General features: G+C 74.0%; 21 protein-coding genes. 4 read left to right on the top strand and 17 right to left on the bottom strand.

Annotated features, from left to right (window positions below):
- Positions 1 to 242: 242 nt before the first annotated feature.
- The 7 genes from AB0H83_RS17325 to AB0H83_RS17295 form a co-directional block, all read right to left on the bottom strand.
- Positions 243 to 1,079, bottom strand: a complete 837-nt coding sequence (locus AB0H83_RS17325; protein ID WP_360094112.1) for an ABC transporter permease — start codon at positions 1,077 to 1,079, stop codon at positions 243 to 245.
- A complete protein-coding gene (locus AB0H83_RS17320; protein WP_360094109.1) occupies positions 1,076 to 2,095 on the bottom strand; it encodes an ABC transporter permease in 1,020 nt (339 codons plus the stop codon). Before AB0H83_RS17320 ends, AB0H83_RS17325 begins: the two co-directional genes overlap by 4 nt.
- On the bottom strand, positions 2,092 to 3,621 hold the full coding sequence (locus tag AB0H83_RS17315) for an ABC transporter substrate-binding protein (protein ID WP_360094106.1): 1,530 nt from the start codon (positions 3,619 to 3,621) through the stop codon (positions 2,092 to 2,094). Before AB0H83_RS17315 ends, AB0H83_RS17320 begins: the two co-directional genes overlap by 4 nt.
- Positions 3,622 to 3,793: 172 nt before the next feature.
- The gene (locus AB0H83_RS17310) at positions 3,794 to 3,868 is read right to left on the bottom strand and encodes a putative leader peptide (RefSeq protein ID WP_360094311.1); all 75 of its coding nucleotides are present in this window, start codon (positions 3,866 to 3,868) and stop codon (positions 3,794 to 3,796) included.
- Between the two features lie 94 nt (positions 3,869 to 3,962).
- Positions 3,963 to 4,643, bottom strand: a complete 681-nt coding sequence (locus AB0H83_RS17305; RefSeq protein WP_360094103.1) for a DsbA family protein — start codon at positions 4,641 to 4,643, stop codon at positions 3,963 to 3,965.
- Complete coding sequence (locus AB0H83_RS17300; protein ID WP_360094100.1) at positions 4,640 to 5,086, bottom strand: cupin domain-containing protein; 447 nt, start codon at positions 5,084 to 5,086, stop codon at positions 4,640 to 4,642. Before AB0H83_RS17300 ends, AB0H83_RS17305 begins: the two co-directional genes overlap by 4 nt.
- Positions 5,087 to 5,095: 9 nt before the next feature.
- The gene (locus AB0H83_RS17295; protein ID WP_360094097.1) at positions 5,096 to 5,557 is read right to left on the bottom strand and encodes an Rrf2 family transcriptional regulator; all 462 of its coding nucleotides are present in this window, start codon (positions 5,555 to 5,557) and stop codon (positions 5,096 to 5,098) included.
- Positions 5,558 to 5,731: 174 nt separating this feature from the next.
- On the opposite strand from AB0H83_RS17295, the gene AB0H83_RS17290 reads away from it, so the two are divergent.
- Positions 5,732 to 6,502 (top strand): hypothetical protein, encoded by a 771-nt coding sequence (locus tag AB0H83_RS17290; protein WP_360094094.1) that lies wholly within the window; start codon positions 5,732 to 5,734, stop codon positions 6,500 to 6,502.
- Positions 6,503 to 6,567: 65 nt separating this feature from the next.
- On the opposite strand, the gene AB0H83_RS17285 is transcribed toward AB0H83_RS17290, so the two are convergent.
- From AB0H83_RS17285 to AB0H83_RS17245, 9 genes are all read right to left on the bottom strand, one after another.
- Positions 6,568 to 7,140 (bottom strand): TetR-like C-terminal domain-containing protein, encoded by a 573-nt coding sequence (locus AB0H83_RS17285; RefSeq protein ID WP_360094091.1) that lies wholly within the window; start codon positions 7,138 to 7,140, stop codon positions 6,568 to 6,570.
- Positions 7,133 to 7,927 carry an alpha/beta hydrolase gene (locus AB0H83_RS17280; protein ID WP_360094088.1) on the bottom strand — a complete coding sequence of 265 codons (795 nt, stop codon included), beginning with the start codon at positions 7,925 to 7,927 and terminating at the stop codon, positions 7,133 to 7,135. The genes AB0H83_RS17285 and AB0H83_RS17280 overlap by 8 nt, the downstream gene beginning before the upstream one ends.
- 45 nt (positions 7,928 to 7,972) lie before the next feature.
- Complete coding sequence (locus tag AB0H83_RS17275) at positions 7,973 to 9,043, bottom strand: substrate-binding domain-containing protein (RefSeq protein WP_360094085.1); 1,071 nt, start codon at positions 9,041 to 9,043, stop codon at positions 7,973 to 7,975.
- 11 nt (positions 9,044 to 9,054) lie between these two features.
- Positions 9,055 to 10,620: a methyl-accepting chemotaxis protein gene (locus AB0H83_RS17270; protein ID WP_360094082.1), complete on the bottom strand. Its 1,566-nt coding sequence runs from the start codon at positions 10,618 to 10,620 to the stop codon at positions 9,055 to 9,057.
- Between the two features lie 174 nt (positions 10,621 to 10,794).
- Positions 10,795 to 11,466, bottom strand: a complete 672-nt coding sequence (locus tag AB0H83_RS17265; RefSeq protein ID WP_360094079.1) for a FadR/GntR family transcriptional regulator — start codon at positions 11,464 to 11,466, stop codon at positions 10,795 to 10,797.
- Positions 11,457 to 11,948, bottom strand: a complete 492-nt coding sequence (locus AB0H83_RS17260; protein WP_360094076.1) for an amidohydrolase family protein — start codon at positions 11,946 to 11,948, stop codon at positions 11,457 to 11,459. Before AB0H83_RS17260 ends, AB0H83_RS17265 begins: the two co-directional genes overlap by 10 nt.
- Positions 11,945 to 12,895 carry an aldo/keto reductase gene (locus AB0H83_RS17255; RefSeq protein WP_360094073.1) on the bottom strand — a complete coding sequence of 317 codons (951 nt, stop codon included), beginning with the start codon at positions 12,893 to 12,895 and terminating at the stop codon, positions 11,945 to 11,947. The genes AB0H83_RS17260 and AB0H83_RS17255 overlap by 4 nt, the downstream gene beginning before the upstream one ends.
- On the bottom strand, positions 12,892 to 13,647 hold the full coding sequence (locus tag AB0H83_RS17250; RefSeq protein WP_360094070.1) for an SDR family oxidoreductase: 756 nt from the start codon (positions 13,645 to 13,647) through the stop codon (positions 12,892 to 12,894). The genes AB0H83_RS17255 and AB0H83_RS17250 overlap by 4 nt, the downstream gene beginning before the upstream one ends.
- A 75-nt stretch (positions 13,648 to 13,722) precedes the next feature.
- On the bottom strand, positions 13,723 to 14,973 hold the full coding sequence (locus AB0H83_RS17245; RefSeq protein WP_360094067.1) for an RNA polymerase sigma factor: 1,251 nt from the start codon (positions 14,971 to 14,973) through the stop codon (positions 13,723 to 13,725).
- A 187-nt stretch (positions 14,974 to 15,160) separates the two neighbouring features.
- Between AB0H83_RS17245 and AB0H83_RS17240 the strand changes: the two genes are divergently transcribed.
- The 3 genes from AB0H83_RS17240 to AB0H83_RS17230 are packed head-to-tail and all read left to right on the top strand — an operon-like array spanning position 15,161 to position 18,552.
- On the top strand, positions 15,161 to 16,414 hold the full coding sequence (locus AB0H83_RS17240; RefSeq protein ID WP_360094064.1) for a glycosyltransferase family 87 protein: 1,254 nt from the start codon (positions 15,161 to 15,163) through the stop codon (positions 16,412 to 16,414).
- The gene (locus AB0H83_RS17235; protein WP_360094061.1) at positions 16,411 to 17,235 is read left to right on the top strand and encodes a class I SAM-dependent methyltransferase; all 825 of its coding nucleotides are present in this window, start codon (positions 16,411 to 16,413) and stop codon (positions 17,233 to 17,235) included. The genes AB0H83_RS17240 and AB0H83_RS17235 overlap by 4 nt, the downstream gene beginning before the upstream one ends.
- A 48-nt stretch (positions 17,236 to 17,283) precedes the next feature.
- Complete coding sequence (locus AB0H83_RS17230) at positions 17,284 to 18,552, top strand: aldehyde dehydrogenase family protein (protein WP_360094058.1); 1,269 nt, start codon at positions 17,284 to 17,286, stop codon at positions 18,550 to 18,552.
- 40 nt (positions 18,553 to 18,592) lie between these two features.
- Here the strand turns inward: AB0H83_RS17230 and AB0H83_RS17225 are convergent, their stop codons facing one another.
- Positions 18,593 to 19,474: a serine/threonine-protein kinase gene (locus AB0H83_RS17225; protein ID WP_360094055.1), complete on the bottom strand. Its 882-nt coding sequence runs from the start codon at positions 19,472 to 19,474 to the stop codon at positions 18,593 to 18,595.
- Positions 19,475 to 19,579: the final 105 nt, after the last annotated feature.

Raw genomic sequence — 19,579 nt, 5'->3', positions numbered from 1 at the left:
CTCCGGCGCCGGCCTGAGCCACAACTGCCACACGATGAGCGGCCCAAGACGCTCCGCTGGCCGCTCATGCCGCCACCTCCGCTTCGCTCCGGCGCCGGCCTGAGCTCCACCCTGAGCCTATGATTCGCAGCCCTCCGCTTCGCTCCGGACCGCTCATGCCGCCACCTCCGCTTCGCTCCGGCGCCGGCCTGAGCTCCACCCTGAGCCCATGATTCGCAGCCCTCCGCTTCGCTCCGGACCGCTCATGCCGCACCGCCGGGGCGGATCGCGTCGGCGAGGGCGTTGAGCGCGGCGACCGCCAGCATGATCAGGGCGGCGGGGATGACCGGCGCCCACGGCTGCTGGGCGAGGAACCCGAGCTCGCTGGCGAGCACGCCGCCCCACGTGGGTGCCGGCGGCTGGACGCCGATGCCGAGGAACGTCAGCGACGACACGGCCAGCAGCGCCCCGCCGGTGGCCTGCGCGGCGGTGACGGCGACGGTCGGCACGACCTTGCCCCACACGTGGGTGCGCAGGATCCGCCACCGGGAGGCGCCGAACAGCTCGGCGGCCTCGACGTACTGGGCGCGGGTGAGGCTGAGCCCGGCGGCGCGGGTGACCCGGAAGAACAGCGGCGCGAACAGCACGCCGATGGCGACCATCGCCTGGGTGAGGCCGTTGCCGAGGACGCCGGTGACGGCGATGGCGAAGACGATGAACGGCAGCGTCATGACCGCGTCGACGGCGCGCAGCAGCATCCACTCGACGCCCCGGCCGAGCCACAGCGACGCGAGACCGGGCAGCACGCCGAGGGCCAGGCCGACCCCGACGCTCTGCAAGGCGGCGGCGACGGTGGTCCCGGTGCCGGCGAGGAGCCGGCTGAACACGTCGCGGCCCAGGTAGTCGGTGCCGAACGGGTGGGCCGGGCTGGGCCCGCGCAGCGCCAGGTCCGGGTCCTGCAGCAGCGGGTCGTGCGGCGCGACCGCGCCGCCGAACACGGCGAGGAACGCGACGACGGCCAGCACCGCGACCGCGAAGCGGACCGACGGCAGCCACCGGAACCGGCGCAGGGACGGCCGGGCGGCCGTGAGGGTGCTCATCGCCTGCCCTGCGGGGTGAGGCGCAGCACCGCGACGTTGACCAGCGTGTTGCAGATCAGCACGACGGTGACGGTGACCAGCAGGGTGCCCTGGATGAGCGGGATGTCGTGCTGGCTGGACGCCTGCAGCGTGAGCTGGGCCAGGCCCGGCAGGTTGAAGATCTTCTCGGTGACGACCGCGCCGCCGAGGACCATCGGCACGCCCATGCCCAGGACGGTGAGCGCCGGGCCGATCGCGTTGCGCAGCGCGTGGCGGAACAGGACCCGCCTGGCGCCGAGGCCGCGCACGACGGCGCCGGTCACGTAGTTCTCGCCGAGCTGCCCGACCAGCGACGTGCGCAGCTGCCGGGCGATGGAGGCGGCGATGTCGAGGCTGAGCGCCAGGGCGGGCAGGATCGCGAAGCGCAGCCACGCCCCGGCCCCCTGCTCCAGGGGGACGTAGCCGCCCGCCGGCAGCGCCTTGAGCAGCACGGCGAAGATGACGATGAGGCCGATGCCGAGCACGAACGGCGGCAGCGTGCCGAGCCCGGAGGCGACGGCGGTGACGGCCCGGTCGAGCCGGCTGCCCTGCCGCAGCGCGGCGGCGATGCCGGCGGCGCCGCCGATGAGCACGGCGAGCAGCACGGCGAGCCCGGCGAGGGCGAGGTCGACCGGCAGCGCCGCGAAGATGCTGTCGGCGACCGGGATGGTGGTGAAGTACGACCGGCCGAGGTCGCCCTGCAGCGCGGAGAACAGCCAGTCGAGGTACTGCACCGGCAGCGGCCGGTCCAGGCCGAACTCGTGGTTCATCCGGGCGATGTCGGCCGGGGTGGCGGTCTCGCCGAGGACCGCGGCGGCCGGGTTGCTCGGCGACAGCGCGCCGAGCCCGAACGTCAGCAGCGACGAGAACACGAACACGACGACGGGGGTGGCGAGGGTACCGATCCAGCGCCGGGACCGCCGTGGCCGCGGCGCGTCCGGTGCCGCGGCCGGGACCGGCTGGACGAGGTCGGGCGGCCTGGAGAGCAGCGTGGTCATGACACGGTCACCCCTTCGAAGCGCTGGACGGCGGTGAACCCGGGGATCGCCGACACGCCGGCGCGGCGGGCGAGGATCCGGGGCACGCTGTAGAGGAAGACGTTGGGCATCGACTTGACCGCGATCGCGGTGGCCGCCTGCAGGACGCTCGGGTAGGACGGGTCGTCCAGCGGCGTCCTGCTGACCTTGGCGAGGGCGTCGACGAGCTCCTGCGGGGTCTGCCGCCCGGGGTTCATGAGCCCCTCCTTGCCGAACAGCACCTGGAACGCCTGCACGGCGGAGTCCCGGCCGGCGAACTGGTCCACGAACAGGGCCTTGCTGTGCTGCACGTACACCAGCTGGGTGGCCTGGGCCTGCGGGATGACCTCGATGGTGGCCTTGAACCCGGCGGCGTTGAGCTGCGACTGCAGCTGCTCGGGCACGCCCTCGGCCTTGGCGGTGGTGATGACGACCTCGACCGGCGAGGTGCCGTAGCTGGACTGCGCCAGCAGTTGCTTCGCCTTCCCGGGGTCGTACTGGTAGATCCCCTCGAGGCTGTTGCTGTAGCCGGCGTAGCCCTTCGGGAACGGCTGGTAGGCGACCTCACCGTGGTCGAACTGGGCGGTCTTGAGCAGCGCGGCCCGGTCCACGGCGTAGCGCAGCGCCTCGGTGACCTTCGGGTCGTCGAACGGCTTCTTGGTGATGTTGACGTCGAGGACCGCGACGACCAGCGACGGGATCACCTGCACCTGCAGGCCGGCGGCCTTGGCGGCCTCGACCTGGCTGCCGGGGATCTGGGCGACGTCGTACTGCCCGGACTGCAGGGCGGCCACGACGGTGGCGGGCTCCGGCAGCGGGTACGCCTCGAACCCGCCGAGCTTGATGTTGGCCGCGTCCCAGTAGTCGGGGTTGCGGGTGAGGACGGCCTTGGCGTTCTGCACGTACGAGGTGAGCGTGAACGGCCCGGCGCCGACGGGCTTGGTCGCCAGGGCGGCGGCGTCGGCGTCGATCGCGGCCGGGCTGACGATCATGCCGGTCTTGCCGGCGAGGAGGTTCGGGATCTGGTAGTCGGGCTCGGCGAGGCCGAGGACCACGGTGGTGGCGTCCGGCGCGGTCACCGCTTTGACGTTGGCCAGCTGCGCGGCGACGAGCGACTTGGGCAGGTCGCGGCCGCGTTCGAGGCTCTTCTTCACCGCGGCGGCGTCCAGGGCGGTGCCGTCGCTGAACTTGAGGCCGGGCCGCAGCGTGAACGTCAGGGTGGTGCCGGCGCTGTCGTACTTCCAGCCGGTGGCGAGCGCGGGGACGGCGTTGCCCTGCTCGTCGAGCTTGGTCAGGCCGGCGTAGACCAGCGACAGCAGGTGCACGTCCCAGCCGGCGGACGAGGTGACCGGGTCCCAGCTGGTGACGCTGGACCAGCCCCACTTGAGGGTGCCGCCGGCGGCGCCGGGGGCCGCGACCGTCCCGTCACCGCAGGCGGCGAGCAGGGTCGCGGTGCCGGCGGCGGCACCGAGTCCGAGGAACGACCTGCGGGTCAGCGATGAGCTCATGGGAACGGAAGCCTTTCGGAGGGTGCCGGAGGGTGTGCTGAAGGTGCGCGGGGCCGTCCGCCGCGCCTGCCCGGTCTGCTCCGGGCGCGCGGCGGCTGGATGGGTTGCGTCGGTGGATGCGCGGGCCCGCGGCACGGCAGCGTGCCCGGCGGGTCAGTGGATCGACGGTGACTTATCGACAGAGGGCGCTTGCCGTGCGCCTGAGGTCGACGTAGCGACGAACTACGCCGGGGTGGGTCGATGTCATGTGCCCATCATGGGGACGCCGCCGAACTCACGTCAATAGCCATCTGGAAGTGTCTTATTGTTCGAGACAAATCCGATGGTTTTTATAGGAGTTATCAGGCCGGGGCGGCCCGGTCCGCCGCCGCGACGTACTGCTCCAGGGGCCGCCACCCCGGCACGATCGCCCTGCCCAGCGGGCCTTCGAAGAGTAGGGTCGGCAGCGCGTAGCGCAGACCGCCGTCGATCTCCTTGGCCGCGCCGCAGTGTGGACCAGGTGCCGTGAGACCGATCACCTCGGGCGCCGGGCGGCGGGTCTCCAGCCAGTCCGCCCGTACCGCGGCCGAGACCTCCGGCGAGCCGAGGTCGCGCTCCAGGCGGGCCGGATCCAGCCCCGGGACCCCGGCCGCGGCGGCCAGGACCCGCTCGGGGGTGTCGGCGGGCTCGCCCCGCAGGAACATGGCCTCGCGGAGCCTGCGCAGTACCGCATCCTCCAGCCCCTGCCGGGCGGCGGCCTTCGCCCCCAGGGACGCCGGCCAGGAGCTCAGCGCGACCCGCTCCAGGCGGGCGGGGCAGTGCGCGCCGGTGTGCCCCGAGACCTCCCGCACGAACCGGTGGTACCAGGCGGCCTCGGCAGCGGGGTCCGGAGGCGGGTCGTCGTCGAGGTCGAACAGGATGCCGTACACCCGCCGCCAGCGGAACCTGCCGGCGGTCAGCTCCCGCAGCCTCCGGAAGGTCGGCTCCGAACCCCAGGCCCAGGGGCACATCGGGTCGGTGTACTCGACGACGGTGGGCGTCACCTGCGGACGTCCCCCTCGTCCACGGGCGCCCACAGGCTGGGCAGGTTGACCACGATCCCCTCCTGGCTGCTGCGGGCGATGACGACGACCGCCTCCTCCGCGCCGGGGTTCTCCTCGCGGTGCGGCACGAACGGCGGCACGAAGATGTAGTCGCCGGGCTCGGTCTCGACCCGGACCTCGGTGTCGCCCTCGGCGAACACGAACACCGGGTGGCCGGACACGACGTAGATGGCGGTCTCGGCCTCGCCGTGGTGGTGGTCGCCGGAGTTGGTGGCCGGGGCGACGTGGGTCTGGCCCATCCAGACCTTCTCGGAGCCGACGGTCTTGCCCGAGACGGCCTCCAGGCGGGTCATCCCGCTGGTCTGCCGGGTGTCGCCGCTGAGCTCCTTGCCCTTGATGTGGCGCAGCGTGGCGTGCCAGTGGTCGGTCGGGTGCTCGGTCATGCGGTCCTCCTAGGCGGTTCTGCCGCCGACGAGGCCCAGCAGCGACGCCGCTGGCTCCGCCGGTGACTCGGTGAGCAGGTCGGCGATGGTGACGCCGTTGAGGATCTCCTCGGTGCGGGCCTGGATCGCCCGCCACACCGCGGTGACGCCGGGCGCGCGGGTCGCGTCGGCCGGGTCGGCGGGCCCGTCGGGGCTCTCGCCGTGCACGGTCATGAGCCCGCCGTCGACCGCGCCGACGACGTCGGCCAGGGTGATCGTGGCCGCGTCGCGGCCGAGCCAGTAGCCGCCCTCGCAGCCGCGCTGGCTGCGGACCAGGCCCGTGCGGCGCAGGTCGCGCATCACGGACTTGAGGAACCGGTACGGGATGTGCTGGGCGGCCGCGATGCCCTCGCAGACCAGTGGACGCCCGGCGTCGGCCGCCAGCTCCACCAGTGCGCGGATCGCGTAGTCCGCCTTCGCCGATATACGCATGGCTTCCTCGCCGACGGGGGTTGATCGCAGCACCGTAAACCCTACCAAACGACTTCGGTATGTATCCATTGCGCCGGGCGTACCGAGGCGGCTTTTGGAGTCTTTTAGTCCGTTTTGTCGTTAAGGTCAGCAGTGGCGGGGCACGACGCCCCGCCGGACGGGAGCGACTGAAGCATGAACCGCAGGAGTCTGCTGCTGGGCGCGGGCGCGGTGGGCCTCACCGCCGCCGTCGGCGGCGCCGCGATCGCGGTGGCCGCGCCGGAGGACGTCGAGGCGGGCCGGCGGTCACAGCCGCTGCTCACCTGGGAGCTGACCGGCGGGTTCGTGCCCGCCGGCTGGAATGCGCTGCGCGCCCCGCGCCTGGTCGCGTACGACGACGGCACCCTCGTCGCCGACGCCGCCCGCCGCGTGAAGGTCGGCCAGGGCACCCTGCGCTCGCTGCGCAACCACGCCACCGCCGTGCTGCGCGACCCCGCCAACACCCGCCGCCGCCCCGGCGCACCCATGATCGCCGACGTGCCGTCGACCGTGTTCACCGTGCGGGGCAACGGCCGCCGCTTCCGGGCCCAGTTCGAGGGCCTCGAGGAGACCCGGCCCGACCGCGCGTACCCCACCGCGGCGTACTCGCTGCTGGACCACGTGACCCAGCTGCGCAACCGGACGCTGCAGACCGGATCGGCCTTCCACCCCGACGCGGTCCGGCTCGTCGCGGTCCTGCTCGACCCGGCGCAGCGGCCCACCGCCGTGGCGCCGTGGCCGGCCGGGGTGCCGGTGCCGCGGCTGGACAAGGACGAGTTCGTCGCCCAGCTCGACCTGCGCGGCCGGCCGGCCCGGGCCCTGCTGCGCGCGGTGCCGCGCCCGGACCCGGCGCAGTGGCCGGTGTTCGCGACCGCCGACGGCCGGCGCTTCCAGGTCAACCACCGGTTCCTGCTCCCCCACGAGTGACCCGCGCCCAGCCGGCTGATCGGCCGGCTGAGCGGCCGGCTGAGCGGCCGGCTGATCGGGTGCGCTCAGCGCGGTGCCGACACCATGGATGTCACGCCGCGCACGACGGTGGCCACCAGCCGGTCGAGGGTCGCCTCGACGTCCTGGGGCAGGCCGAAGCCGCCGGAGGTGTGCAGGACCGCGAAGCCGTGCATCGCCGCCCGCGTGATCCGGGTGGCGTGCACGATCTCGTCGCCGTCCAGGCCGTACCCGCGCAGCACGGCGAAGCACAGCCCGACGAAGCGGTCCGCGGCGGCCGCGACCGCCGGGTCCGGGTCCGGGGCCTGCGGCAGCAGCGCGTAGCGGTGCGGGTGGGTGACGGCATAGCGGTGGTAGGCGCGCATGAGCGCCTCGAGCGCGGCGTCGCCGCTGAGGCCCAGCACGGCCGCGGTCGCCTCGGCGGTGAACTGCTCGAACAGCCGCACGGCGAGCAGGTTGCGCAGCTCGGTGAGGCTGCCGACGTGCTTGTACAGCGACGGCGTGGCCACGCCGGTGCGGGCCGCGACCGCGGCGAGGGTCAGCGCCGCCGGGCCGTCGGCGTCCACGAGGGCGAGCGCGGCGTCGACGACGGCGTCGCGGCTCAGGCCTGCCCTAGGCAACGGCGTGGTGGCCGAGGAAGGCGGACACCGCGGCGGCGGTCTCGGCGGGGAACTCCGAGTGCGGGTAGTGCCCCGCGCCGTCAATCATCGTGACGGTGCCGCCGACGCGCCCGGCGACAAGGCGGGCCTCGGCGGCCGGGTCGGGGAAGTCGGGATCCTTGGTGCCCATGAGGACCAGGGCCGGGGTGCGGACCTCACCCAGGCGGGCCACGCAGACGGAGACGTCGGCGGCGAACATCGCCCGCAGCGCCGCCATCCGGCCGGGCTCGGCGAGGTTCGCCGACAGCGCGCGCCGTTCCTGGCGGAACGTGGCGGGCTTGCGCGTCTTGTACAGGCTCGCCCAGTACACCATCCACAGTGGACGGAACCGGCCGACCGCCCAGATCGCGGCGCGCATCAGCGCGTTCGGCTTCGGCATGACGCGAGCGAACGGGGCGCTGAGCACGACGGCGCGCAGCAGCTCGGGCGCCTCGGCGGCGGCCCAGACGGCGCTGGCGCCGGTGTAGGAGTTGGTGAACAGCACGGCGGGGCCGGCGTCGAGGTGCCGCAGCAGCGCGACGATGTCGCGGCCGATCGCCTCGGGGCTGTAGTCAGCCCAGACGGCGTCGCTGCCGCCGTGGCCGCGCAGGTCCATCGTGACGACCCGGTATCCGGCGGCGGCGAACAACGCGCCCGTCGGCTCGTAGGTCGCGCGCGTCATACCGATGCCGGGCACGCACAGCAGCAGGGGTCCGGCGGTGCCGCTGTCGTCGTAGGCGATGCGGCCACCCTCGTGGCTAAGTTCCATAGCTAAAAAGCTAATGGCATTAGCCAGCGCTGTCAAGGCTCACGCTCACCCGATGCCGGCCGCTTTGCAGGCGTCGGCGTAGGCGCCGGCACACAGCGCGCCCGGCGTGACGAAGCCGTCCTTCACCACCGTCGAGGCGATCGTGTCCCTGGTGACCGTCACCGGGTCGAGCAGGATCGACGGGACCCGCCCGGCGCCGTTGTCGACCGTCGCCGGCACCGCCGGCCGCTTGCCGCGCACCAGGTCGTTGGCGAGCGCCGCCGCGGTCTCCGCCTCGGTGCGGAGCGCCTTGTACACCGTCATGTACTGGTCGCCGACGAGGATCCGCTGCAGGGTGGTGGTCTCGGCATCCTGGCCGGTGACGGGCACCTGCGGCAGGCCCGCCGCCTGCATCGCGGCGATCGCGGCGCCCGCGGTGCCGTCGTTGGCGGCGTACACCCCGACGATCGTGCGGCCGCGCAGCGTCGGCAGGATTCGGGCGGTCCACGCCCTGGCGTTGTCGGGGTCCCACCCGGCGGTGTCGGACTCGGCCGCGACCCGGACCTTGCCGTCGAGGCCGGCGTGCGCGCCCTGCTTGAACAGCGTCGCGTTGTTGTCGGTCGGCGAGCCGTTGATCCACAGGATCTCCCCTGCGGACGCCTTCGCACCGAGGGCCTGCAGCAGCGCCGCGGCCTGCAGGGAGCCGACCTTCGCGTTGTCGAAGGAGACGTAGTAGTCCACGGCGGCCTTGAGCACGAGGCGGTCGTACGAGATGACCGGCACGCCCTTGGCCTTGGCCGCGGCGACGATCTCCCCCGCGGCGACGCTGTCGACCGGGCTGATCACGAGCACCTTCGCGCCCTGGGCGAGCGTCTCCTGCGCCTGTTGCAGCTGGGTGCCGGTGCTCTGCTCGGCGTTGCGGTAGTCGACCTCGCAGCCGGGGCACAGCTCGGAGAGCTTCTGCGCGAAGTACGGCTGGTCGCCCGCCTCGTACCGGCTGGTATTGCGGTCCGGCAGCAGCAGCGCCACCTTCGCCGACGGCCCGGCGTCGTCGCCGGTCTCCAGGGACTGGCTGCACCCCGCCGCGGTGGACAGGGCCAGCGCGGACAGGGCCAGCAGCACGGCAACGCGTCTCATGTGACACACCCTCAGTACGTGAAGCGGGACACCAGGACACGCATGTCGGACGCCATCCGGGCGAGCTGGTCGACGGCCTCGCCGGTGCTGGTCACACCCTCGTTGGTCGATTTGGTCGCGTCGGCGACGCCGGCGATGTTGGTGGCGATGTCGACCGAGCCGCCGGCCGCCTCGTCGACGCTGTGGCCCATGGCGCGGGCCGTGACCGCCTGCTCCTCGACGGCGGCGGCGATCGAGTGCTGGTACTCGCTCATCTGCGCGATGACCTCACCGATCTGCCCGATCGCGGCGACGGCGTCCTCGGTGTCGAGCTGGATCGCCTGGACGCGCTTGCCGATGTCGTCGGTGGCCCGGGCGGTCTCCCGGGCGAGGTCCTTGACCTCCTGGGCGACGACGGCGAAGCCCTTGCCGAAGTCGCCGGCCCGGGCCGCCTCGATGGTCGCGTTGAGCGCGAGGAGGTTCGTCTGCCCGGCGATCGACGTGATGACCTTGATGACCTCGCCGATCTCGCCGGAGGAGGCGCCGAGCTTGCCGATGGTCTCGTTGGTAGCCGCCGCGATCGACACCGCGGTGGCAGTGACGGTGGCGGCGTGCGCGGTGCTGCGGGAGATCTCCTCGACCGCGCCGCCCATCTCCGTGGCGCCGTGGGCGACGGCGGCGACGTGCTCGCTGACCTCGTTGGCGGCCCGGGCGACGAGCTCGGCGCGGGTGTTGGCGTCGGTGGCGCTGGTGTCGATCTGCCGGCTGATCGCGGCGAGCTCCTCGGCCGCCGCGGACAGCGTCGCGGAGTTGTCGCCGAGGCTGCGCACCGCCTCCCGGGTGCTGGCCGTGGCCGCGTTCAGCGCGCGGGCCGTGTCGCCGACCTCGTCGCGCTGGCGGATGTCGGCCTCGGCGGTGAGGTCACCGGCGGCGACCGCGGTCAGCACGCCGTGCACGCGGCGGATCGGGCGCACGATGAGCCCGGTCAGGTACCGGCTGAGCAGCAGCGCCGCCGCGAGCCCGACGGCCAGCGCGGCGAGCATCGCGACCCGGGCCCGGCGGTAGGCGTCGGACGCTTCCTCGGCGCTGGCGCGGCCGCTGGACTGCTCGTAGGCAAGCAGGTCGGCGAGGGCGCTCATCGCGTTGCCGGTGACGGTGGCGCCGTCGCCGAGGTAGACGGCCTGAAACCCGGGGACGTCACCGGCGGCGACGAGCGGCAGGAGCCGGTGGTCGCGGATGTTGCGGAAGGCGCCCCACCAGATCGTGAAGCGGTCCAGCAGCTGCCGCTGCTTCGTGGTGGCGACGGTCCGGCGGTAGGCGGCGAGCTCGCGGTCCACGGCGGCGTCGGCGGCGACGATGCCGTCCTGGAACGCCTTGCTGGCCACGGGGCCGTTGGACAGGGCAAGGTTGGCGACGTCGTTGCGGACCCGCATCGCCGACTCGTTCATCGCGGCGAGGTGCGCGGACGGCACCAGATTGTCGTGGTACAGATCGGCGGCCTTCGCGTTGACCCGGCCGAGGTTGGTGACACCGACGCCGAGCACGACGGCGCCGACGGCACAGCACACCAGGACCAGCAGCACGAGCTTGCGGGCCACCGGCTGGTCGGCCAGCCAGTGCCGTCTCTGTCGCTGCGACTCCGCACCCTTCACGAACCCGCCGATCGGCGGCTGAACCTCCGACCTGAGCCATTCCTGTCACGACGACCCGGCCACCCGGCAGCACGATGCCGGGCGCGGTCACCGTGCCCCGACGGCCGGCGCCGGGGATGGTCACAGCGCCCGGCGCAGCCACTCCTCGACGCCCGCGACGTGGATCGTGGCCCATGACCGGGCGACCTCCGGCTGCCGGGCGGCGATCGCGTCGACGATCGCCTGGTGCTGCTCGCGGGTGCTCTCGGCCGCGCCCTCCTGGGTGAGGCCGCGCCAGATCCGGGCCCTGGTCGTCGGCCCGGACAGCCCGTCGATGAGCGAGCACAGCACCGCGTTGCCGGAGCCGGCCGCGATCTGCCGGTGGAACTCCAGGTCGTTGGCGACGAGCGCCTCGATCGTCGGGTTGTCGCCGAGCTGGTCGAGCACCGCCTGCAGCTTCGTGATGTCCTCGGCCGGCATGCGCTCCGTGGCCAGGGCCGTCGCCGCCGGCTCCAGGATCCGGCGGACCTCGAGGAACTGCAGGACGGTGTCGTCGCGGTGGAAGTCCACCACGAAGCTCAGCGCGTCGAGCAGCAGGTCCGGCGCGAGGCTGGTGACGTAGGTGCCGTCGCCCTGCCGCACGTCCAGGACCCGGATCATCGACAGGGCCTTGACCGCCTCGCGCAGCGAGTTGCGGGACAGGCCGAGCCGCTCGGCGAGGTCCGCCTCCTTCGGCAGCCGGTCGCCCGGGCCGAGCTCACCGGAGGTGATCATGCCCTTGATCTTGTCGATTGCCTCGTCGGTCAGTGCCATGCGTGCCTCCGCAGCGACTGTACGCCCGTCGTTGCCGGGTCAGGGCCGGTGCCGAGCCGGTAGCACGCCACGGCGGTGCCGCCGAAGATGGCCCGCCAGCCGGCGTCGTCCGTGTCCGCCAGCAGGTCGCGCAGCAGGTCACGCATGGTGTCCAGGACACGGCGGTACGAGGATGCGAGCAGGCACACCGACCAGTCCGAGCCGAACATGAGCCGGTCGGCGCCGAACAGCTCGACGGCCGCGCGCACGTAGGGCCGCAGGTCCTCGGCGGTCCAGGCGCCGAGGTCGGCCTCGGTGACCAGGCCGGACAGCTTGGCGGTCACGTTCGGGCAGTCCGCGAGCCGGGTCAGGTCGTCGCGCCACGGCCGCAGCGACCCCGACCGGATGGGGGGCTTGCCGAGGTGGTCGAGCACGAACCGGACCGACGGCAGGCCGGCGGCGAGCCGGGCGCACTCCCCCAGCTGCGCGTCGACCAGGGTCACAGCAGCCCCGCCTCCCGCAGCGCCGGCCACAGCGAGGCGGGCGGCGGCGCGGTCGCGAGGGCCGCGTTGCGGCGCACCTGCTCCGGCGAGTCCGCGCCGACGACGACCGCGGTGACCGCCGGGTCGCCCGCGGCGAACGCGAGCGCGGCCGCCGGCAGGGTCGTGCCGTGCCGCTCGCACACCGCCGCGATGGCGCGGGCCTTCGCGACCAGGTCGGCGGGGGCGGCGCCGTACTCGTAGGGCAGGTCCGCGCTCGGCTCGGCGACGGCGAGCAGCCCGCTGTTGAACACCCCGGCGTTGAGCACCTCGACGCCCGCCGCGGCGCACGCCGGCAGCAGCGCCTCTTGGGCCGGCTGCTCCAGCACCGTGAACCGGCCGGCGACCAGCACCACGTCGGGGCGGCACTCCTGGACCACGCGGGTCAGGACCGCGGCGTCCTTCGACCCGGCACCGATCGCGCCGACGAGGCCCTCCTCGCGCAGCTGCGCCAGGGCCGGGAAGCCGGTGCGCAGCGCGACCTCCTGATGCTCCTCGGGGTCGTGCAGCAGCGCCACGTCGACCCGGTCCAGGCCCAGCCGGGCCAGGCTCGCCTCCAGGCAGCGGCGGATGCCGTCGCGGCTGAAGTCCCAGACCCGCCGGTGGGTCGCCGGGACCGCGAAGCCCTCGGTGTCCATACCGCCGGACCAGGACGGGTCGCCGACCAGCAGCCTGCCGACCTTGGTGCTGACCGTGTACTGCTCGCGCGGCCGCTCCCGCAGCGCCTCGCCGAGCCGCCGCTCCGACAGCCCGAGCCCGTAGTGCGGTGCGGTGTCGAAGATGCGCACCCCGGCGTCCCACGCGGCGTCGACGGTCGCGTGGGCCCGCTCGTCGTCGATCTCGTGGTAGAGGTTGCCCAGCTGCGCGCAGCCCAGGCCCAGCCGGACGGCCGGGTCCGCGACGGCGCTCATCGCGGGGGCCGCAGCCGCAGGCCGTGCATGCCGCCGTCGACGGCCAGGACGGTGCCGGTCGTCGCGCCGGCGAGGGGGCTGGCGAGGTAGCCGATCGCCGCCGCCACCTCCTCGGCGCTGACCAGCCGGCCGGTCGGCTGCCGGGCCTGCAACGCGGCGAGCTCAGCCTCGGGGTCGCTGGCCTGGGCGAGCAGCCGGCGCACCCAGGGCGTGTCGACGGTGCCGGGGTTGACGCAGCAGACCCGGATGTTCTCGCGGACGTGGTCGGCGGCCATCGCGGCGGTCAGCGCCTGGACCGCGCCCTTGCTGGCGCTGTAGAGGGCGCGGTCGGGCAGCCCGGCGTGCGCGACGATCGAGCAGGTGTTGACGATCGCGGCGTGCGCGGAGCGGCGCAGGTGCGGCAGCGCGGCCCGGGTGACCCGCACCAGGCCGACGACGTTGACGTCCAGGACGCGGTGCCACTCCTCGTCGTCGTTGCTCTCCACGGTGCCGACGGCACCGATGCCGGCGTTGTTGACCAGGATGTCGAGGCCGCCCAAGGCCTCCACGGCCGCCGCGACCCCGGCCCGCACGGTGGCGTCATCGGTGACGTCGGCGGTGATGCCGATCAGCGGCTCGGGCAGCCCGTCGGGGCGCAGGTCGAGGCACGCCACGCGGGCGCCCCGCCCGGCCAGGTGCAGGGCCGTGGCCAGGCCGATCCCGGACGCGCCGCCGGTGACGACGGCGGCGAGACCGTCAAATTCTCCTCGCACAACTCCCCCAATACATCGGAGGTCTGTTGTGTACCAGTCCCGCACCACGAAACACAAGCGTTCCGGTTTCGAGATTCATCCGATGATGTCGGGCTGCGGGGTGGCGGCCCGGGCGAGGAACAGGTCGCGTTCGCGCCCGTTGCCGGTCAGCGCGGCGGCCCGGGCGAACTCGGCCCGGGCTTCCTCCAGCCGGCCGAGGCGCTCGAGCAGGTCACCGCGGGCGGCCGGCAGGTACGGGTAGCCGGTGAGCGCCCCGTCGAGCTCGTCGAGCAGCGCCAGGCCCGCCGCCGGCCCCGATGCCATGCCGACGGCGACCGCCAGGTTCAGCCGCACGACCGCCGACGGCGCGACGTGCGCCAGCAGCCGGTACAGCGCGACGATCCGCGGCCAGTCGGTGTCGGCGGGGCGCAGCGCCCTGGCGTGACAGGCGGCGATCGCGGCCTGCAGCCCGTAGGGCCCGAGCGTGCCGAGCGCCTCCGCCGACGCCAGCGCCGCCAGGCCGCGGCGGATCAGCAGCCGGTCCCACAGCCGCCGGTCCTGGTCCATGAGCAGCACCGGGGTGCCGTCCGGCGCGGTGCGGGCGCGGAGCCGCGCGGCCTGCAGCTCCATGAGCGCGCACAGCCCGTACACCTCGGGCTCCGACGGCAGCAGTCCGGCCATGACGCGGCCGAGGCGGATCGCCTCCTCGCACAGCTGCGGCCGGGCCCAGTCGTCGCCGACGGACGCGGAGTAGCCCTCGTTGAAGATCAGGTAGACGACGCCGAGCGCGGCCGTCAGGCGCGCCGGCAGCTCGGCCGGGGCCGGCAGCTCGAACTGCACGCGCCGCGCGGCGAGGGTCCGCTTGGCGCGCAGGATGCGCTGCGACACCGTCGCCTCGGTGGTCAGGAACGCGCGGGCGATCGCGGTGGTGCTGAGGCCGCCGAGGGTCCGCAGGATCAGCGCCACCTGCGACTCGGTGCTCAGCGCCGGATGGCAGGCGGTGAAGATCAGCCGCAGCAGGTCGTCCTGGATGTGGTCGTCCATGTGGTCGTCAAGGTCCGGCGGCTCGTCCAGCACCCCCTCGGGGGCGCCGAGCACGGCGAGCTTGCGCTCGTAGTTGGCGCGGCGGCGCAGCACGTCCACGGCGCGGTGCTTCGCGGTGGCCATCAGCCACGGGCCCGGGTCGTCCGGCACCCCGCGCACCGGCCACTGCTCCAGCGCGATGACGAGCGCGTCCTGGGCCAGCTCCTCGGCCAGACCGACGTCGCGCACGATCCGGGCCAGCCCGGCGACGAGCCGCGCCGACTCGATCCGGAAGACCGCCTCGACCGTGTCACGTACGTCCACAACCGGTGATTATGCGGGCACCGGCGAGGCCAGCTCCAGCTCCGAGGTCAGGGCGACGGCACCCGGATCCGGGTGAACGGGACGAATCTCACCCGGTCGCCGGTCCACGGCACCGTCCCGGCGGCGGATACCGGTCATTGAGCCACCTGCCGGACGCGATTGTGGGACGCTGCGCACCGTGAGACGGATGCTTCCGGATTGGCTGCTGTTGCCCGGCGTGCTCGCGTTCGCCGTGTCGCTCGGCAGCTGGTTGCAGGTCGCGAGGCTGGAAGGGCCGCAGCTGGACGACCCCGACATCGAGGTCTACGTGCAGGCGGGCGCCGCCTTCCGGCACCACGAGCACGTCTACGACCTGGCCTTCACCGCCGGGCACTGGCCGTTCACGTACCCGCCGGTCACGCTGCTGGCGTTCGAGGAGCTGTCCCGGCTCGGCAGCACCGGCGCCCTCGTCGCGCTCAACGCGCTCACCGTCGTGTCGCTGGTCGTGGTGTGCCTGCTCAGCCTCCGCATGGCGGGCCTGCGCGGCCGGGCCGGGCTCACCGGCGCCGCCCTGGCCCTCGCCGCCGGCGGCCTGTGGCTGGAGCCCGTCCAGGCGAACCTGAACGACGGCCAGATCAACATGATGCTGGTGCTACTGGTCCTGGCCGACTTCGCGCTGCCCGGCGGGCACCGGCTGCGGGGTGCCGCGATCGGCGTGGCGACCGCCGCCAAGCTGGTCCCCGGCATCTTCATCGGGTACCTGCTGATCACCCGCCGGTACCGCGACGCCGCGACGGCCACCGGGGTGTTCGCCGCGCTGACCGTGCTGGGCTTCGCCGCCGACTGGCGCGACTCGGCGCAGTACTGGTTCACCGGCATGTTCGCCAGCTCCGGCCGGGTCACTCAGGACGCGGCGCTCGGCGGGTCCTTGGACCAGTCGCTGCACACCCTCGCCGCCCGCTGGACCGGCTCGGACGGCGTCTACTACGCCCTGGCCATCGTCGTGGCCGTGGCCGGGTTCGCCGTCGCCCGGGCCGCGTGGGCGCGCGGCGACGAGCTGCTCGGGGTGGCCTGCACCGCGCTCACCGGCCTGCTCGTCTCGCCGGTGTCCTGGACGTACCACTACGCCTGGATCGTGCCGGTCCTCGTCGCGTCGGCCGCGGTCGCCGCGCAGGTCCCGGCCCGGCTGCGGTGGCTCGCCGCCGGCCTGCCCGGCGTGCTCGTCATGGCGTTCCTCGCCTGGCCGATGCAGGGCCGCGGGGACCACGTCGCCGCCCCGCGCGGCGTGCTGTGGCACCTACCCGACATCGAGGACCCCACCACCTGGCACGGCGTGCAGCGGGTCGTCGGTGACACGTACACCCTGGTCAGCCTGGTGCTGCTGGCCCTGGCGGCGCTGTGGCTGCGGCCGCGGAAAACCGCTGTCGAGCCGGTGCCGGAGATGGCAGGTTCGACCGTGTGAGTGAATATCTGCGTCTCAACCGGGCCCAGTGGGACGAGCGCGCCCCCGCGCACGCCGCCTCGCCCGGGTACTCCCGCCAGCGGTTCATCGACGACCCGGCGTTCCTCAGCGACGTCGTCCGGTTCGACCTGCCGCGGCTCGGCCCGGTCGACGGGCTGCGCACCGCGCACCTGCAGTGCCACATCGGCACCGACACGCTGTCGCTGCACCGCCTCGGCGCGAAGGTCACCGGGCTGGACTTCTCCGGCGCGTCGCTGGCCGAGGCCCGCGCGCTCGCCGCCGCGACCGGCGCGCCGATCGACTACGTCGAGGCCGACGTGTACGACGCGCCGCAGGTGCTCGACCCGGGCGCCTTCGACCTGGTGTACACCGGCATCGGCGCCATCTGCTGGCTGCCGGACATCCGCCGCTGGGCCGGCGTCGTCGCCGCGCTGCTCAGGCCGGGCGGCCGGCTGTTCATCCGCGAGGGTCACCCGATGCTGTGGGCGGTCGACGAGACCCGGCCCGACGGTGTCCTCGCCGTCGACCAGGCGTACTTCGAGCGCGAGGAGCCGCTGGTCTGGGAGGAGTCCGGCACGTACGTGGAGACCGACGTCACGTTCCAGCACACCGTCACCCACCAGTGGAACCACGGGCTCGGCGAGATCGTCACCGCGGTCATGGACGCCGGGCTGGAGCTCACCATGCTGCAGGAGCACGACAGCGCCCCGTGGGACGCGCTGCCCGGCCGGACCGTCGCCGACGAGCACGGCGAGTTCCGCCTCGCCGAGCGGCCGTGGCGGCTGCCGCAGACGTACACCCTCCAGGCGCGCAAACGGTGACGCACTAGAATCGGGCTTCTGCCTTCTCTCGTCCACAGGAGTGCCGCCGTGTCCGCTGACTCATCCCGGGACGCCGTCTCGGCGGCCGCCCACGCGGCCCGGGCCGCCGCGCCGTCGCTCGCCGCCGCCCCGGCCAAGACGATCGACGACGCGCTGCGCGGCATGGCCCGCCGCCTGACCGGCGCCCGCGACACGATCCTCGCCGCGAACCGCGAGGACCAGGCCGCGGCCGCCGCCGGCGGGATGAGCGGCGGCCTGCTCGACCGGCTCAAGCTCGACGAGGCCCGGCTGGACGCGATGGCCGCCCAGCTGGACATCCTCGCCGATGTCGAGGCCGAGCCGGCCCAGCGCACGATCCGCACGCTCGACGGCGGGCTCGTGCTGCAGGAGTGGCGCCGCCCGGTCGGCGTCATCGGCGCCAACTACGAGGCCCGCCCCAACGTCACCGTCGACGTCGCCTCGCAGCTGGTCAAGTCGCAGAACGCGGGCGTGCTGCGCACCGGCTCGGCCGCGCTCGCCTCCGCGGTCGCGCTCATGGACGCCGTCGTCGCGCCCGCCCTCGCCGAGGCGGGCCTCGACCCGGCCGCGGTGCAGCTGGTGCGCAGCAGGGGCCGCGACTCCGCGGAGGCCCTCGTCTCGCAGCCCGGCCTCATCCCACTGGTCATCCTGCGCGGCAGCGGCGACAGCACCCGCAGCCTCGCCGAGCGCGCCGCCCTGCACGGCGTGCGCACCCTCGCCCACGCCGACGGCGGCGGCGTGCTCTACATCGACGCGGCCGCCGACCCGGCGAAGGCCGCCGCGCTCATCGACGCCGGCCTGGACCGGCTCGGCGTGTGCAACCGGCTCAACCTGCTGCTCGTGCACGAGACGCGGTGGGACTCGACGGTCCCGGAGATCGTCGCGGCGCTGGCCGCCCGCACCCCGGCGATCGCCGCGTCGCTGCCGCCGCACGCGCACGCCCTCGGCTACGAGTGGGCCCTGGACTCCGCCGGGGAGGCGACGGTGACGATCGCCCCGGTCTCCGGCCCGCTCGCCGCGGCGCGCCTGGCCAACGACGAGACGTCGGGGCTGGCGGCCGGCATCGTCACCGAGTCCGCCGAGGCCGCCCGGGAGTTCCTGGCGGCGTACACGGGCACCGGCGCGTTCTGGAACGCGACCACGCGGCTGCTGGACGGGTTCAAGCTGCTCGCCCTGCCGGAGACCGGCATCAACATCGACCGGGTGCCGGGGCCGCGCGGGCCGGTGACGTTCCGCGACCTGTCGCTGCGGCAGTACGTGGTGGTCCCCGCCGACCGTACCGCTGACCTGGCCGGCTGACCTCGCCGCTGCCGGTGTGCAGCGGCGGTCCGGCGGGCGGTCACACCGCCAGGGTGGGTGCGTCCAGGGCGGCCCGGACCGGCTCCGGGCGGTGCGCCAGGACCGGCGGCACGTGCACCGGCACGTCCGCCGCGGCGGACAGGATCAGCGCCAGGGCGACCGCCGTCGGCCGGCACTCCGGGACCTTCGACAGGCAGGCGGCGCACAGCTCGGCGACCTCCGGCGGCAGGCCCGCGATCGGCGGCAGCTGCGCCGGCGGCGTGAACCGGTGCGCGTGCAGCACCTGCTGGTCGGTGTCCACGGGCCACGGGATGCGGCCGGTCAGGCACTGGTAGAGCAGCACGCCGGCGGCGTACACGTCGGCGGCGGGGCCGGTCGGTTCGCCGTCGAGCCGCTCCGGGGCCAGGTACGTGGGGGTACCGAAGAGGACCGGCTCGGAAGGGTGCCCGACCCGGGCCGCGACGCCGAAGTCGAGGATCTTCGCGCCGGCCGCGGTGAGCACGATGTTCGCGGGTTTCACGTCGCGGTGCACGATGCCGTGGCCGTGCGCGGCGGCCAGCCCGGCGCCGACCTCGGCGCAGATCCGCACGGCGACCTGCCAGTCCAACGGCCCGTCGCGCAGCGCGTGGACCAGCAACGGCCCCTCGACCAGCTCCATCACCAGGTACGCGGTGCCCCGGCCGCCGCGGCGGGACGTGCCGAAGTCGTAGACGGCCACGACGTTGGGGTGGGCGAAGCGGGCGCCGCAGCGGGCCTCGTTGCGGGCCCGGTCGAAGGCGTCGGGGTCGGCGGCGTGTTCCGAGGTCAGCAGCTTGACCGCGACGTCGCGGTCCAGGACGTCGTCGTGCGCCCGCCAGACACTCGCCATGCCGCCCTGGCCGAGCTTGCGACCGAGGCGGTACCTCCCACTCAGACACCGCATGGATACCTCCTTCCCGGATCGTCGGCGAACCACACGGCAACCGGACGGACAACCGGCGGGCAACCGCTCCCAGGTGCACTCGACAAAGGTCACTGACGGGAGGCA

Source organism: Dactylosporangium sp. NPDC050688, from assembly GCF_040654515.1.
In the GTDB taxonomy this organism is placed as follows: domain Bacteria; phylum Actinomycetota; class Actinomycetes; order Mycobacteriales; family Micromonosporaceae; genus Dactylosporangium.
The sequence above is the reverse complement of the archived record's forward strand: the minus strand, read 5'-3'. Positions and strand labels throughout refer to the sequence as shown.

Excerpts from the sequence above, each read along its gene's own strand:
- AB0H83_RS17280 (WP_360094088.1), bottom strand. The coding sequence starts at position 7,927 with ATGGAACTTAGCCACGAGGGTGGCCGCATCGCCTACGACGACAGCGGC.
- AB0H83_RS17265 (WP_360094079.1), bottom strand. The coding sequence starts at position 11,466 with ATGGCACTGACCGACGAGGCAATCGACAAGATCAAGGGCATGATCACC.
- AB0H83_RS17300 (WP_360094100.1), bottom strand. The coding sequence starts at position 5,086 with ATGACCGAGCACCCGACCGACCACTGGCACGCCACGCTGCGCCACATC.
- AB0H83_RS17295 (WP_360094097.1), bottom strand. The coding sequence starts at position 5,557 with ATGCGTATATCGGCGAAGGCGGACTACGCGATCCGCGCACTGGTGGAG.
- AB0H83_RS17290 (WP_360094094.1), top strand. The coding sequence starts at position 5,732 with ATGAACCGCAGGAGTCTGCTGCTGGGCGCGGGCGCGGTGGGCCTCACC.
- AB0H83_RS17225 (WP_360094055.1), bottom strand. The coding sequence starts at position 19,474 with ATGCGGTGTCTGAGTGGGAGGTACCGCCTCGGTCGCAAGCTCGGCCAG.
- AB0H83_RS17255 (WP_360094073.1), bottom strand. The coding sequence starts at position 12,895 with ATGAGCGCCGTCGCGGACCCGGCCGTCCGGCTGGGCCTGGGCTGCGCG.
- AB0H83_RS17315 (WP_360094106.1), bottom strand. The coding sequence starts at position 3,621 with ATGAGCTCATCGCTGACCCGCAGGTCGTTCCTCGGACTCGGTGCCGCC.
- AB0H83_RS17240 (WP_360094064.1), top strand. The coding sequence starts at position 15,161 with ATGCTTCCGGATTGGCTGCTGTTGCCCGGCGTGCTCGCGTTCGCCGTG.
- AB0H83_RS17275 (WP_360094085.1), bottom strand. The coding sequence starts at position 9,043 with ATGAGACGCGTTGCCGTGCTGCTGGCCCTGTCCGCGCTGGCCCTGTCC.
- AB0H83_RS17320 (WP_360094109.1), bottom strand. The coding sequence starts at position 2,095 with ATGACCACGCTGCTCTCCAGGCCGCCCGACCTCGTCCAGCCGGTCCCG.
- AB0H83_RS17325 (WP_360094112.1), bottom strand. The coding sequence starts at position 1,079 with ATGAGCACCCTCACGGCCGCCCGGCCGTCCCTGCGCCGGTTCCGGTGG.